13 protein-coding genes are annotated in these 13,503 nt (G+C 68.4%); 9 read left to right on the top strand and 4 right to left on the bottom strand.

Annotated elements, in window-relative coordinates; genetic code table 11:
* Positions 1-125 precede the first annotated feature (125 nt).
* Entirely contained in the window at positions 126-2,153 is a 2,028-nt protein-coding gene (locus FND50_RS11770; RefSeq protein ID WP_144285889.1) for an elongation factor G, read from the top strand.
* Positions 2,154-2,241: 88 nt separating this feature from the next.
* Positions 2,242-2,640 carry a hypothetical protein gene (locus tag FND50_RS11765; RefSeq protein WP_260850968.1) on the top strand — a complete coding sequence of 133 codons (399 nt, stop codon included), beginning with the start codon at positions 2,242-2,244 and terminating at the stop codon, positions 2,638-2,640.
* Between the two features lie 7 nt (positions 2,641-2,647).
* Here FND50_RS11765 and FND50_RS11760 read toward each other — a convergent pair whose 3' ends face one another.
* The gene (locus tag FND50_RS11760; RefSeq protein WP_186301272.1) at positions 2,648-3,691 is read right to left on the bottom strand and encodes a helix-turn-helix transcriptional regulator; all 1,044 of its coding nucleotides are present in this window, start codon (positions 3,689-3,691) and stop codon (positions 2,648-2,650) included.
* Between the two features lie 86 nt (positions 3,692-3,777).
* Here FND50_RS11760 and FND50_RS11755 point away from each other — a divergent pair, with 86 nt between their 5' ends.
* The 3 genes from FND50_RS11755 (at position 3,778) to FND50_RS11745 (ending at position 5,584) form a co-directional block, all read left to right on the top strand.
* Positions 3,778-4,245: a hypothetical protein gene (locus tag FND50_RS11755; RefSeq protein ID WP_144285887.1), complete on the top strand. Its 468-nt coding sequence runs from the start codon at positions 3,778-3,780 to the stop codon at positions 4,243-4,245.
* Entirely contained in the window at positions 4,242-4,646 is a 405-nt protein-coding gene (locus FND50_RS11750) for a DUF1304 domain-containing protein (RefSeq protein WP_144285886.1), read from the top strand. The genes FND50_RS11755 and FND50_RS11750 overlap by 4 nt, the downstream gene beginning before the upstream one ends.
* Before the next feature lie 68 nt (positions 4,647-4,714).
* Positions 4,715-5,584: a cutinase family protein gene (locus FND50_RS11745; RefSeq protein ID WP_144285885.1), complete on the top strand. Its 870-nt coding sequence runs from the start codon at positions 4,715-4,717 to the stop codon at positions 5,582-5,584.
* A 12-nt stretch (positions 5,585-5,596) separates the two neighbouring features.
* Here FND50_RS11745 and FND50_RS11740 read toward each other — a convergent pair whose 3' ends face one another.
* On the bottom strand, positions 5,597-6,133 hold the full coding sequence (locus tag FND50_RS11740; RefSeq protein WP_144285884.1) for a helix-turn-helix domain-containing protein: 537 nt from the start codon (positions 6,131-6,133) through the stop codon (positions 5,597-5,599).
* Positions 6,134-6,188: 55 nt separating this feature from the next.
* Here FND50_RS11740 and FND50_RS11735 point away from each other — a divergent pair, with 55 nt between their 5' ends.
* The gene (locus FND50_RS11735) at positions 6,189-7,589 is read left to right on the top strand and encodes an MFS transporter (protein ID WP_144285883.1); all 1,401 of its coding nucleotides are present in this window, start codon (positions 6,189-6,191) and stop codon (positions 7,587-7,589) included.
* Here FND50_RS11735 and ychF read toward each other — a convergent pair.
* Both ychF and FND50_RS11725 read right to left on the bottom strand, forming a co-directional pair.
* Positions 7,579-8,658 (bottom strand): redox-regulated ATPase YchF, encoded by a 1,080-nt coding sequence (ychF, locus tag FND50_RS11730; protein WP_144285882.1) that lies wholly within the window; start codon positions 8,656-8,658, stop codon positions 7,579-7,581. The genes FND50_RS11735 and ychF overlap by 11 nt on opposite strands.
* 47 nt (positions 8,659-8,705) lie before the next feature.
* Positions 8,706-9,116, bottom strand: coding sequence for a CD225/dispanin family protein (locus FND50_RS11725; RefSeq protein WP_144285881.1), 411 nt, complete (start codon positions 9,114-9,116; stop codon positions 8,706-8,708).
* A 119-nt stretch (positions 9,117-9,235) separates the two neighbouring features.
* Between FND50_RS11725 and FND50_RS11720 the strand changes: the two genes are divergently transcribed.
* The 3 genes from FND50_RS11720 to FND50_RS11710 all read left to right on the top strand — a co-directional run bounded on the left by FND50_RS11720 (position 9,236) and on the right by FND50_RS11710 (position 13,427).
* Entirely contained in the window at positions 9,236-10,813 is a 1,578-nt protein-coding gene (locus FND50_RS11720; protein WP_144285880.1) for an FMN-binding glutamate synthase family protein, read from the top strand.
* A gap of 126 nt (positions 10,814-10,939) precedes the next feature.
* Positions 10,940-13,243, top strand: coding sequence for a carbon starvation CstA family protein (locus tag FND50_RS11715; RefSeq protein ID WP_144285879.1), 2,304 nt, complete (start codon positions 10,940-10,942; stop codon positions 13,241-13,243).
* The gene (locus FND50_RS11710; RefSeq protein ID WP_037202947.1) at positions 13,236-13,427 is read left to right on the top strand and encodes a YbdD/YjiX family protein; all 192 of its coding nucleotides are present in this window, start codon (positions 13,236-13,238) and stop codon (positions 13,425-13,427) included. Before FND50_RS11715 ends, FND50_RS11710 begins: the two co-directional genes overlap by 8 nt.
* Positions 13,428-13,503: the final 76 nt, after the last annotated feature.

Below are 13,503 nucleotides of genomic sequence, written 5' to 3'. Positions count from 1 at the left end.
CGGTGTCGGGTGTGATGGACCGACGTCGCGCCCACCTGTCCAGGTGGAAGATAACGCCTCACCGGCGGTCGCGCGCGCGGTATCGTCGGGAGCGACCCAACGACAGTGCTGTGGTGGGGGTAGCAGTGACGACCGAGACGGATCTGATCCGCAATATCGCTCTGGTGGGACATCAGGGTAATGGGAAGACGACGCTCGCGGAGGCGATGCTCTTCCGCGCCGGTGTCGTCACCCGGCCCGGACGCGTCGAGAGCGGTAACACCGTGCTCGACACCCAGCCGGAGGAGCACGACCGCACGCAGTCGCTGACGCTCGGCCTGGCCTCCTTCTCGTGGGGCGACTACCGGATCAACCTCCTCGACCCGCCGGGCTACGCCGATTTCGTCGGCGACGCGACGACCGCGCTCCGGGTCGCGGACGTCGCCGTGTTCGTGATCGACGGAGTCAGCGGTCTGCAGGTGAACGACGAGTTGCTGTGGCAGGTCGCCGGCGAGCGATCCATCCCGCGCATCCTGTTCGTGAACAAGATGGACAAGGAGCGAGCGTCGTTCGATGTCGTCCTGGCCGGGATCCGCGACCATTTCGGGTGGGGAGTCGAGCCGGTCGACCTGCCCGTCGGCGAAGCGTCGGCGTTCACCGGGGTCGCCGATCTCCTCACCGAGCACGTCATCCTCTACGACAGCGGGTCCGCGAACACGAGCGACGAACTGCCCGCCGACATCGCCGACCGCGAGCACGAACAGCACGAACACCTCGTGGAGGACGTGGTCGAGATCGAGGACGACCTGCTGTCGAAGTATCTCGACGGGGAGGACATCTCCGTGGCCGAACTCGAGCACGCGCTCCGCGCGGGTTTCGCGGCGGGCTCGCTGTGGCCGGTGCTGTGCGGGTCGGCCGTCGACGCGATCGCCGTCGACCGGTTGCTCGACTTCGTGTGCCGAATCGCGCCCGCACCGTCGGAGGTCCCGGGCATCGAGGTGCACGGTGACGGGGTCGCCGAGGTGCGGTGCGATCCGTCGGGGGACCCGCTCGCGTACGTCTTCAAGACGCAGACCGACGAATACGTCGGGCAGGTGGCGTTGGTGAAGATCCTGTCCGGCACCGTGCACGCCGATGACGTCCTCGTCAATCAGCGCACCGGCGCGAAGGAACGCCTGCACAACCTCCTTCGCGTCCTCGGCAGTAAACACACCGCGATCGACACCGCGGAGGCGGGCGACATCGTCGGCGCCATCAAGCTCACGGACGTGTCGACGGGCGACACCCTCGCGCCGATCGGCTCCTCCCTCACCGTGCCTCCGATCGTGCACCGGCGTCCCGTCTACGGGATCGCCGTGGCTGCCGAGAGCGCGGGCGACGAGGACAAACTGGCGACCGCCCTGGCGGAGCTCGTCAGCGACGACCCGACGCTGGAGGTGACCCGCGACAGCGAAACCCACCAGACGGTGGTCCGGGGTGCGGGCGACGTTCACGTGCAGGTGGCGCTGACCCGGTTGAAGCGGCGGTACGGCGTCACCCTCCAGACCGAACCGGTCAAGATCGCCTACCGCGAGACGCTGCTCGGCACCGTGGAGACGGAGGGCCGCCACAAGAAGCAGAGCGGCGGCCACGGCCAGTTCGGGGTGGCGACGGTCCGCTTCGAGCCGCTCCCCCGCGACGAGGGCTACGAGTTCGTCGACGAGACCCGCGGTGGAGTGATACCCAAGTCCCTCATTCCCGCGGTCGGCAAGGGGATCGCCGAATCGATGGGCCGCGGAGGCCGGCACGGGTTTCCGCTCGTCGACCTGCGAGCCACCGTTCTCGACGGCAAGCATCACTCGGTCGACTCCGACGACTTCAGCTTCCGGATGGCGGGGGCACTCGCCCTTCGGGCGGCCATCGACAAGGTGGGCACCCTCGTCCTCGAACCCGTCGACCACGTCGAGGTCACGGTGCCGTCGGCGCTTCAGGGTGACGTGATGGCGGATCTCGGACGGCGTCGCGGCCAGATCGAGGGCACCGAACCGGCAGGGGACGGCGAGATCACCGTGATCGCGTCGGTGCCGACGAGCGAGGTCACCGACTATCCGGTCGCCCTGCGCTCGATGACACACGGACGTGGCCGTCTCGCACTGAGTTTCAAGTGCTACCAGGAGCGGCCCGAACCGCGCTGACAGTGCCCTTCCAGCGTGCACGCAGCGTTCTCCCAGCCTCCCGCGGTGTAGTGGTGTCTCACTCACACAGAAGGGAACGGCATCGATCATGCGTTCACAATTGGTTCGCGGCATCGGTGGAGCGGCGATGGCTGTCGGTCTCGCATGTTCCGTCGTCGCGTGTAGTTCGGGCGAGTCGTCGTCCGGCACTTCGTCGACCGGCACCAGCAGCGCCGCCGTGGAGGGCGGCGCCCCGCCCGCGGCGATGAGCGACGAACTGCAGGCCTGCCTCGAGGAGAACGGCGTACCCGCACCGCCCGACCAGGCCGGCGGCAGCGCACCGGGCGGAATGGCGCCGCCCAGCGGCGAGATGACACCGCCGGAGGGCGGCGACGGTTCGACCCCGCCTGAGGGCGGAACTCCGGACGCGTCGAGCGCTCCTCCCGGGGTGGACAGTTCGACGTGGGCGGCCGCGCAGGAGACGTGTTCCGGCGGGGCGGGTTCGTGAGCCGCAGCTAGTGCTCGCGACCGGTCCGCAGCCGCGCGGCGAGTTCCGCGCGGCTGCGGACCCCGGCCTTCGTGTACACCGATTTCAGGTGGTCCTGGACGGTGTTCACCGTGATGCCGCGGCGGTCGGCGATCTCGGACGTCGCATAGCCGGCGATCACGTCGGCGCACACATCACGTTCGCGTGCGGTCACCGCATAGGCCGCGAGCAGCAGTCCCGTGAGCTCGCCGCCGACCGCGGGTTCGAGGGTGACCACCGTCTGCGGTTCGTCGCCGCCGATCAAGGCCGTGGCGCGCACCAGAATCCAGCCACCCTCCGCATCGCGGACACGCGCCTTGAAGATCCCCGAACCGCTGGACCGCGCCCCGAACGTCGCCGCCCGCAACACCACGGTCAGCCTGCCGGGGGCCACCTCGTCGAAGCGATCCCGCCAACCGCGGGCAGCGGCCGTGAGCGCGACCGGTTCACCGGCGGCATCGGTCAGCACCACCGCCGGCCCCTGGTCGCCGCCACCGGAGATCGCCGGGGCGTGCACGGACGCGGACCGTGTCGCGACCGCCAGGCCGGGGGCGACGAGTGTGAGGAACTCGAGCTCACGGTCGGTGAAATCCGGTCCGGACCGCACGAATCCGGCTGCGCCCCAGCACATGCCGTCGACGCGGAACACGAGGCGGACCTCGCTGCCGAGCCCCAGCGGCGCCCACACCGCGCCGTGACGGAGGCTGTGCGCGACCTCGTCCGCGGGGAGGTCCGAGGCCCGCGCGACGGTTCGACCACTGCGGGCGAGTTCGGCGAACGTGCCCGGATCGTCGCCGTTGTACTCCGATTCGGCGAGCAGCGGCTCGTACTGCTGCGGGATCCGGCTACGCCCGCTGGTCATCGAACTGATCGCGAGCGTCTCCGGGTCGAGCATCGCCCAGCACGTCAGGTCGCTGCGCACCGTCTCACCGACCAGTTCCAGGGCGCGCTCGTGCAGCTGTGTGACTCCGGCGCCCGATCCCGCGACCGCGAGCACCTCGCGGCGCAGCTTTTCCGCCCGGACCTCCAGCATGAACACAGTATGCGCTGGTCACAGGCACACCACCATCCCAGATTCCTGGGATGGGCAGCGGGGTACGCCGGTCCTACCGTCGCAGTATGTCCACCCACGTTCACGTAATCAGAGCAGGCGACGGCAGGCACCTCACCGCACCGGACGCCGACATCACGGTCCTGGTCGGCGGCGATCACGCCGGCGGGGCGTACGAAGTCTTCCTCGTCGAAGCGACCCGGAATGCGCCGGACGGCCCACTGCACGCCGAACCGTGGCCGAAGTCCTACCACGTGCTGCGCGGCCGGATTCTCGTCCAGGCCGGAGACACCGGGTACGAGCTCGCGGCGGGGGAAACCATCGCCGTCGAGGCGGGAACGATGAATACGTTCACGGTCGTCTCCGAGTCCGCCGACTTCCTCCTCGTCTCCGCCGGGGCATCCAACAGCGGCTTCTTCGGTGATCTCGACGCGGTCGGCCGCGGCGGGCACTCGCCGGAGGAAATGGACCGGCTGCTGCACGAGGTCACCGATCGGTACGGCGTCGAACTCGCGACCGGGGCGGGTGCGCCGTGATCATCGTCGCGCAGATCGCCACACTGTTCGCCGCAGGCGTCCACCTGCTGGCGTTCGTGTGGGAATCGTTCCTGTTCCGCAGGCCGTCGGTGCACGAGGGCATCTTCCGCATCCCGAGCGGCGACGTGCCCGCCGCCCATCTGTGGGCGTTCAACGTCGGTTTCTACAACCTGTTCCTCGGTTCCGGCGCCATCGCCGGCGTCATCCTGTGGTGGGCGGGTCACGACACTCCGGGACGCACGCTCGTCGTCTATACCTGCCTCTTCATGTTCCTGGCGGGCTTCGCCCTGGCCGTCTCGGACCGCATGGCGCTCAGCCGACAACGCGGCGACGGCGTCGCCGGCGCACTGTCGCAGAGCGTGCCCCCACTGGTGGCCCTGATCGCGCTGGCGATCGGGTGACAACCCACGGCGTCCGATTGCCAGGAACTTCTCAGGGTCGACCGAACGGATCCTTACCCGCGGTCGGCATGATGGGAGGCATGTCCCAGGTGACCGTTCTCGCTGTCGGTGGCACCGGAGAGTCCCACCCCGATGACCACCGACGCCACGTCACCGGACTGTTGCGTGACGTCACCGACGCCCTCGACGACCGATTCGCGTCGCGGTGGGTCGGCTATCCGGCGTCGTACGGGCCGGTCGCCGCGGGCGGACTGAGTTACCGGCAGAGCACCGAGGTCGGAGTCCGCCGCTTGATCGACGCCATGGAGGACGCTCCCGGACCGGTCATGATGATCGGGTACTCGCAGGGATGCACCGTGATCCGCGAGGTGCTCGGGCAGATAGCCTCCGGCGCCCTGCGCGCCGACAACCTCTCCGCGGTGGGTCTCGTCTCCGACCCCGAGCAACCCGCGGGGGTGGTACCGGGCTGCCGCGGGCGCGGTGTCGCGGGCGACGGCGCCCCGATCCCCGACTCCGTACCGGTCCAGTGGATCGCTCACCCGGACGACATGATCTGCAATGCCAGCGAAGACAGCTATGTGCGCGACATCGCGGACCTCACCCGGTGGATGTCGTTTCGCGCGATGCGGACTTGGCTTGCGCAGACGTGGGAACTGATCCGCCACAACAGCTTCCAGAATGCGGCCAAGACACGTGTCAGCCCTCGGCAGTGGCGCACCGACCTGCGCCGCCTGCGGACCGCGACGATCGAGGTGCTCGGCTACCTTCCTCCGCGCCTCGCCTGGCGCGGTGTGCGCGTCGTCAACGCACGGGGCGGGCGGCACGTCGCGTACGCCAGCGAACCACTCGATGCGAGCGGGCTCACCGGATGCCAGATCCTCGCCCAGTGGCTGCAGGTGCGGGCGACGTTCGAACCGCCCCTGCGCATCGCGGCGTAAGGGTCGCGCCGATCAGGCGTCGCTGCGCGGACGCAGCGGAGTGAGCATCCGGCGGGGTGCACGCAGGGCCACGGCGACGGCGTCGCTGCGGGGACGGACGGCCTCCCCCGGTCCGGGCGCGACCACCAGGTCCTCGGGTCCCGGGATCGTGCCGCAGTCGGGGCACCGCCCGAAACGATCGAGTTGCGTTCCGCACTCCGCGTGCGAGAACACGCGGCCCGGGTAGCTGCCGGGCGACACGTACTGCTCACCCCATTGCGAGAGCGCATAGATGCTCGGCCACAGAGCTTTTCCGGCCTCGGTGAGTTCGTACTCGGGATGACCGCCGTCGGCGACCCGTTCGAGCACTCCGGCCTCGACGAGAGCGGTCAGCCGATCCGTCAGGACGGCGCGCGAGATGTCGAGGTGGGCGAGCAGGTCACTGAAGCGGCGGACGCCGTAGAAACAGTCGCGCAGCACGAGCATCGTCCACCGCTCACCCACCACTTCGAGGGCGCGAGCGAGGTTGCAGTTCTGCTGCGAGTACCCGGTTCCCAGTGCCACTCCCACATGCTATCGCAACTCAGTCTTGTCACCAGACCAAATTGGTTCTATGTTCAGTCTTGTGAACAGACCCCCAGCGGTTGCCCCATCGATCCGCGCACGCTCACCCCGGCCGGCGACCACGCTGTCCGTCGCGTCGCTCGGGACGTTCGTCGCCCTGGTCGCGTTCTGCGCACCGCTGGGCAACATGCCCACCGTTGCCGCGGCGCTGTCGGCGGGCGCCGCAGAGCAGACATGGATTCTCAGTTCGATGAGCGTCGGCCTCGCTGCGGTCCTGCTCACAGCGGGCGCACTTGCCGACGACTACGGCCGGCGCCGGGTGTTCCACTGGGGTGCCTGGCTTCTCGCGCTGGGCGCCGTGGTCGGCGCGGTCAGTCAGGAACCCGTGCTGTTCATCGTCGGACGACTGATCCAGGGAGTGGCGGGCGCGGCACTGATCGCGGCCAGCCTCGGCGCCGTCGCACACGCCTTCACCACGCCGGCGGCGCGGGCAACCGCGAGCGGAATCTGGGGCGCGAGCGTCGGCGCAGGCATCGCCGTCGGTCCCGTCCTCGCGGGCCTCCTCGACCTCGCCGGGTGGTGGCGTGGCCTGTACTGGGCACTCGCCGCCGCGTCACTCGTGATCGGACAGGTCGCGACACGCGCGCTCGCAGAATCACGCTCCGCCGTCCCGAAGCGGATCGACGTCCCGGGCGCGGTCACGCTGTGCGCCGCGATGGTCCTGGTGCTCGTCGCACTCGTCGAAGGCAGACAGGGCAACATCGCCGCCACCGTGCTCTGCGGCGCCGGCGCGGCCGTGTTCACCCTCGCCTTCGTCGCGGTCGAGCGGCGGCGACCGTTCCCGATGCTCGACCTCGCGTTGTTCCGTCGACGCGACTTCCTCGCTGCCACCCTCGCGGCCGTCGCGACCGGGGCGGGCATCATCGGCCTGATGTCGTTCGCGTGCACGTTCCTGGTCAAGACGATGCACGTCAGCACGCTGGCCGCAGCCGGGGTGATCGCCCTGTGGTCGGGCACGAGCGTCGTGGCGTCACTGCTCGCCCGCACACTCCCGGCTCGACTCGCCGGGTCGCCGCAACTCGTCATCGGACTCGCCGGCGTCGGCCTCGCCATGCTCACGATGACGGGCCTCTCCCCCGACTCGTCCCTGCTACGCCTCGTCCCGGGCCTGCTGCTCGCCGGCGTCGCCAGCGGGCTCCTCAACGCCGGCCTCGGCCGCCAAGCCGTCGCCAGCGTGCCCGCCGACCAGGGCGGACTCGGCAGCGGCGCCAACAACACCGCCCGCTACCTCGGCTCCTCCATCGGCGTCACCATCGTCAGCATCATCGCCCTCGACCCGGCAGGCACCGTCGACGGCATGGTGTCGGGCTGGAACTACGCCGCCGTCACCACGGGGCTGATCTCACTCGTCGGCGCAGGAGTCATCGGCGTGCTCGTGCGGGGAACCGCCGTCAGACGTTGAAGCGGAATTCCACCACGTCGCCGTCGGCCATGATGTAGTCCTTGCCCTCCATGCGGACCTTGCCTGCGGCCTTGGCGGCGGCCATGGATCCGGCGGCGACGAGGTCGTCGAAGGAGACGATCTCGGCCTTGATGAAGCCGCGCTCGAAGTCGGTGTGGATGACGCCGGCGGCCTGCGGGGCGGTGTCGCCCTTGTGGATGGTCCAGGCGCGGGATTCCTTGGGACCTGCGGTGAGGTAGGTCTGCAGGCCGAGGGTGTGGAAGCCGGTGCGGGCGAGTGCGTGCAGGCCGGGCTCGGACTGTCCGATGGAGTCGAGCATCTCCTGCCGGTCCTCTTCGTCCAGCTCGAGCAGCTCCTGCTCGACCTTGGCGTCGAGGAACACGGAGTCCGCGGGGGCGACGGAGGCGCGCAGTTCGGCGACCTTCGCTTCGTCGGTGAGCACGGCCTCGTCGGCGTTGAACACGTACAGGAACGGCTTGGTGGTGAGCAGGCTCAGCTCGCGCAGCAGCGAGAATTCCAGCTTGTCCTTCGCGCTGAACAGGGTCTTGCCCTCGTCGAGGACTTCCTGCGCCTTCAGCGCCTCCTCGTGGATGGGCTTGAGTTCCTTGTTCTTCTTCGCTTCCTTCTCCAGGCGCGGCAGGGCCTTCTCCAGCGTCTGCATGTCGGCGATGACGAGCTCGGTCTCGATCACCTCGATGTCGGACGCGGGGTCGACGCGGCCGTCGACGTGCACGACGTCATCGTCGTTGAAGACGCGAACCACCTGGCAGATCGCGTCGGCCTCGCGGATGTTGGCGAGGAACTTGTTGCCGAGGCCGGCGCCCTCGGAGGCGCCCTTGACGATGCCGGCGATGTCGACGAACGACACCGTGGCGGGCAGGATGCGCTCGGAACCGAAGATCCGGGCGAGCTCGGACAGCCGTGGATCGGGCAGTTCGACCAGGCCGACGTTGGGTTCGATGGTCGCGAACGGGTAGTTCGCGGCCAGCACGTCGTTGTTGGTCAGCGCGTTGAACAAGGTGGACTTGCCGACGTTGGGCAGTCCGACGATTCCGAGGGTAAGGCTCACGGTCGTTGGATTCTACGGCGTCGGGGCCGTATCAACGACCATCGGCCTCACCAGCTCGAAGTATTGCTGTTCGCGACGAGGGCGATGATCAGGATGGCGTACCCGATGACGAAGACGACGATCAGCGCCACCCAGATCCACAGGGCGATCTTGCCGAGTGCCTTGGCGCGGTCGGACGCGTACTGGGCGCCCTGGTAGTCGCCCATCGCCCACTTCGGGTACACGTCGTGGACGTGGTTGAACGCGGCGAACGCGAGCGGCCAGAAGAAGAGGACGGCGGCCACCGCCCAGCCGGCGTTCGAGGGCGGCAGCGGCGGCGGGCCGTACTGGCCCGGGTACGGCTGCGACTGCGGCGGCTGCTGTTGCGTCGGGTACTGGTAGCCGTACGCACCCGTGTCGCCGGGCTTCGGCGGCACCGGATTGCTCGACACCTCCGGATTGCTCGATGACTCCGTCATGACATCCCCCTGTCGTGGCAGCTGACCTCGTGCGTCCACTATCCCACCTGTCTCCCCCGTGAGTGGGAAAGTGCGCCGGAGTACGCGTCGGCACTCACGTGAGGTTCTAGTCTCAGCGAGTGGCCCGCTGGTTGATCGTCCTCGCGTTATGGATCCTCGGACTGGGTGCTCTCGCCCTGGCCCTCGGCGTTGCCACCGGGTGGTGGTTCGCCGCGGTCGTCCTTCTCGCGCTCGCAGCCGTCGGGACATGGGATCTGCTGCAACGGCGGCACAGCATTCTGCGGAACTACCCGGTGCTCGGGCACGTACGGTTCCTGCTCGAGAAGATCCGCCCCGAGATCCAGCAGTACTTCGTCGAATCGTCCACGGATGGAACGCCCTTCGACCGCGAGACCCGCGACCTCGTCTACGAGCGGGCCAAGGGGACCCTCGCCGAGGAGCCGTTCGGCACCGAGCGGGACGTGCACGCCGTCGGCTACGAGTTCATGGCCCATTCGCTGCGCGCCCGGATGGCGCCACCCGAGCCGCCGACCGTGCGCATCGGCGGCCCCCACTGCGAACGGCCCTACGACATCGCGCTTCTCAACGTGTCGGCGATGAGCTTCGGCTCGCTCTCCGCGAACGCCATCGAAGCCCTCAACGCCGGGGCCGCGCGCGGCGGGTTCGCGCACGACACCGGAGAGGGCGCGATCAGCCCGTACCACCGCAAGCACGGCGGCGATCTGATCTGGGAGATCGCGTCCGGTTACTTCGGCTGCCGGACGGACGACGGCCACTTCGACCCCGGCAAGTTCGCCGAACACGCGGCACTCGAGCAGGTGAAAGCGATTTCGATCAAGCTGTCGCAGGGCGCGAAACCCGGGCTCGGCGGTGTGCTGCCCGGGGCGAAGGTGTCGCGGGAGATCGCCGAGACGCGCAGGGTGCCGGTCGGACAGACGGTGATCTCCCCGCCCGCGCACACCGCGTTCTCCACCCCGAACGAGCTGATCGATTTCATCGTCACCCTGCGCAGGCTGTCCGGCGGCAAACCCGTCGGGTTCAAATTGTGCGTCGGATCGCGCACCGAGTTCCTCGGCATCTGCAAGGCGATGCTCGAACGGGACGTCACCCCGGACTTCGTCGTCGTCGACGGTTCCGAGGGCGGAACCGGTGCGGGTCCGGTGGAATTCGAGGACAACATGGGCATGCCCCTCACCGAGGGGCTGATGCTCGTGCACAACGCGCTCACCGGCGCCGGACTGCGGAACCGCATCAAGATCGGCGCATCCGGGAAGGTCGCCAGCGCATCCGACATCGTCAAACGGATCATCCAGGGCGCCGACTTCACCCTGGCCGCCCGCGCGATGATGTTCGCCGTCGGGTGCATCCAGGCGCAGATGTGCCACACCAACCGCTGCCCCGTCGGGGTGACGACCCAGGACCCGGCGCGGAGCCGCGCACTCGACGTCCCCGACAAGGCGGCCAGGGTGTTCCGGTTCCAGAAGTCGACGGTGGCGGGCGCCCAGCAGATGGTGGCATCGATGGGTCTCGACAGCTTCGACCAACTGACACCGGCGATCCTCAACCGGCGGATCGACGGAGTCACCACCCGCACCTACGCGGAACTGTACGAATGGCTGATGCCCGGCGAACTGCTCGAGGATCCGCCGCCGGATTGGCTCACCGACTGGATCGACGCCGATTCGTCTCGCTTCTGACGTCGTTTTTTCGTCGAACCGAACGTCGGCGCAATAGGGTGACGGGGGCCACAAGAGATGTGGCATCTGTCGACGGCGTCACCCCTGGCACACAATGACGACGGGGGCGCTGGGAAGGAGTTCGCGATGGCCCTGAGAGCCGCACCCGAATCCGAGATCGAGTACCTGAATACGGATCCGGATCTACCAGCGGTCGGCGTCGTGGACCGCACCCCCATCTCACCGGCGGCGCGGATCACGTTCGCCGTCCTCGGCCTTCTCGGCGGCATCGCCTGGGTGATGATCGCGTTCATCCGCGGCGAGAACATCAACGCCGTCTGGTTCGTGGTGGCCGCCGTCTGCACCTATCTCATCGCTTACCGCTTCTACGCGCGGCTGATCGAGCGCAAACTCGTCCAACCCCGTGACGACCGGGCCACGCCCGCCGAGATCCTGGAGAACGGCAAGGACTACATGCCGACGGACCGGCGGGTGCTGTTCGGGCACCACTTCGCCGCTATCGCCGGCGCAGGCCCCCTCGTCGGTCCCGTCCTCGCCGCGCAGATGGGCTACCTGCCCGGCACGCTGTGGATCATCATCGGCGTCGTCTTCGCCGGGGCCGTCCAGGACTTCCTCGTCCTGTGGATCTCGACGAAACGCCGCGGACGCAGCCTCGGTCAGATGGCCCGCGACGAACTCGGCCTCGTCGGCGGTGTCGCCGCCATGATCGGCGTCTTCGTCATCATGATCATCCTCATCGCGGTGCTCGCCCTCGTCGTCGTCAACGCGCTCGCGGAAAGCCCGTGGGGCGTCTTCTCCATTGCCATGACCATCCCGATCGCCCTGTTCATGGGCGTCTACCTGCGGTACCTGCGCCCGGGCAAGGTCGCGGAGGTGTCGCTGATCGGCGTCGTGCTGTTGCTCCTCGCCATCGTGTCCGGCGGCTGGGTCGCCGACACCGGCTGGGGCGCCGACTGGTTCACGCTTTCCAAGGTGACCATCGCCTGGCTGATGATCGCCTACGGTTTCGCCGCATCCGTCCTGCCCGTCTGGCTGCTGCTGGCCCCGCGCGACTACCTGTCGACGTTCATGAAGATCGGCACGATCATCCTGCTGGCCATCGGCATCCTGGTCGCGCAGCCCACCATCAAGATGCCCGACGTCACGACGTTCGCCATCCAGGGCAACGGCCCCGCGTTCGCGGGCTCGCTGTTCCCGTTCCTGTTCATCACGATCGCGTGCGGCGCGCTGTCCGGCTTCCACGCCCTCATCTCCTCCGGCACCACACCCAAGCTGCTGGCGAAGGAAAAGCAGATGCGGCTGATCGGATACGGGGGCATGCTCACCGAGTCGTTCGTCGCGATCATGGCGCTCGTCACCGCGTGCATCATCGACCAGCACCTGTACTTCGCGCTCAACGCGCCGGCCACCCTCACCGGCGGGACCCCCGAGACGGCCGCCGCGTATGTGAACGGCCTCGGACTGTCCAGCCCGAACATCAGCCCCGACACGCTCGCGCAGGCCGCGGAGAACGTGGGCGAGGAGTCGATCATCTCGCGCACCGGCGGTGCCCCGACGCTCGCGTTCGGCATGTCGGAAGTGCTCAGCCAGTTCCTCGGCGGCGCCGCCCTCAAGTCGTTCTGGTATCACTTCGCGATCATGTTCGAGGCGTTGTTCATCCTCACCACCGTCGACGCAGGCACCCGTGTCGCCCGGTTCATGCTGTCCGACTCGCTCGGCAACTTCGGCGGACCCGCCCGCAAGTTCAAGGATCCGTCGTGGCGCGTCGGAGCCTGGGTGTGCTCGCTGGCCGTCGTCGGCCTGTGGGGCGCAATCCTGCTGATGGGCGTCACCGACCCGCTCGGCGGAATCAACACCCTGTTCCCGCTCTTCGGCATCGCGAACCAGTTGCTCGCTGCGATCGCGCTGACCGTGGTCCTCGCCATCGTCATGAAGAGGGGCCTGTTCAAGTGGGCATGGATTCCCGGCGTTCCCCTCGTCTGGGACCTGATCGTGACCATGACGGCGTCCTGGCAGAAGATCTTCTCCGGCAACACCGCCGTCGGCTACTGGTCCCAGCACGCCGCGTTCAAGGAAGCGAAGGAAGCCGGCAAGACCAGCTTCGGTTCCGCCAAGACCCCCGAGGCCATCGACGCCGTCATCCGCAACACGTTCATCCAGGGGACCCTGTCGATCGTGTTCGCCGGCCTCGTCCTCGTCGTCGTGGTGGCCGGAGTGCTCGTGTGCATCAAGGCGTTCCGGGCGGGTGGACTGCCGACCACCGAGTCACCCGAGCAGCCGTCGAAGATCTTCGCGCCTGCCGGGTTCGTCCCCACAGCCGCCGAGAAGGAACTCGACAAGGAATGGAACGAACTCATCGCGTCGGGAGCGGTGCGCGCACCCGGTGCTGCGCACACCCACACGGACAGGGCACATCACCATGATGAATAGGGTCGTGCGGGCCGTCCGGACCGCCTGGTGGTGGACGGGGTCACTGATGGGCGACCACGACTACAGCAGGTACGTCGAACACCTCCGCCGGAACCATCCGGACGCCGAGGTGCCGACCGAGCGCGAGTACTGGAAGGCGCGCTATGCGGACGCCGACGCGAACCCGGGTGCCCGCTGCTGCTGACCACACCGGGCCGTCCCGGCGTCCCCCAGTACTGTCAGTACTGATCAACTGAGCAGACACGGCAGGGAGGACCATC

It is taken from the genome of Rhodococcus sp. WB9, from assembly GCF_007558985.1.
GTDB lineage: Bacteria > Actinomycetota > Actinomycetes > Mycobacteriales > Mycobacteriaceae > Rhodococcus_F > Rhodococcus_F opacus.
This window is presented reverse-complemented; position numbering and strand designations above follow the sequence as displayed.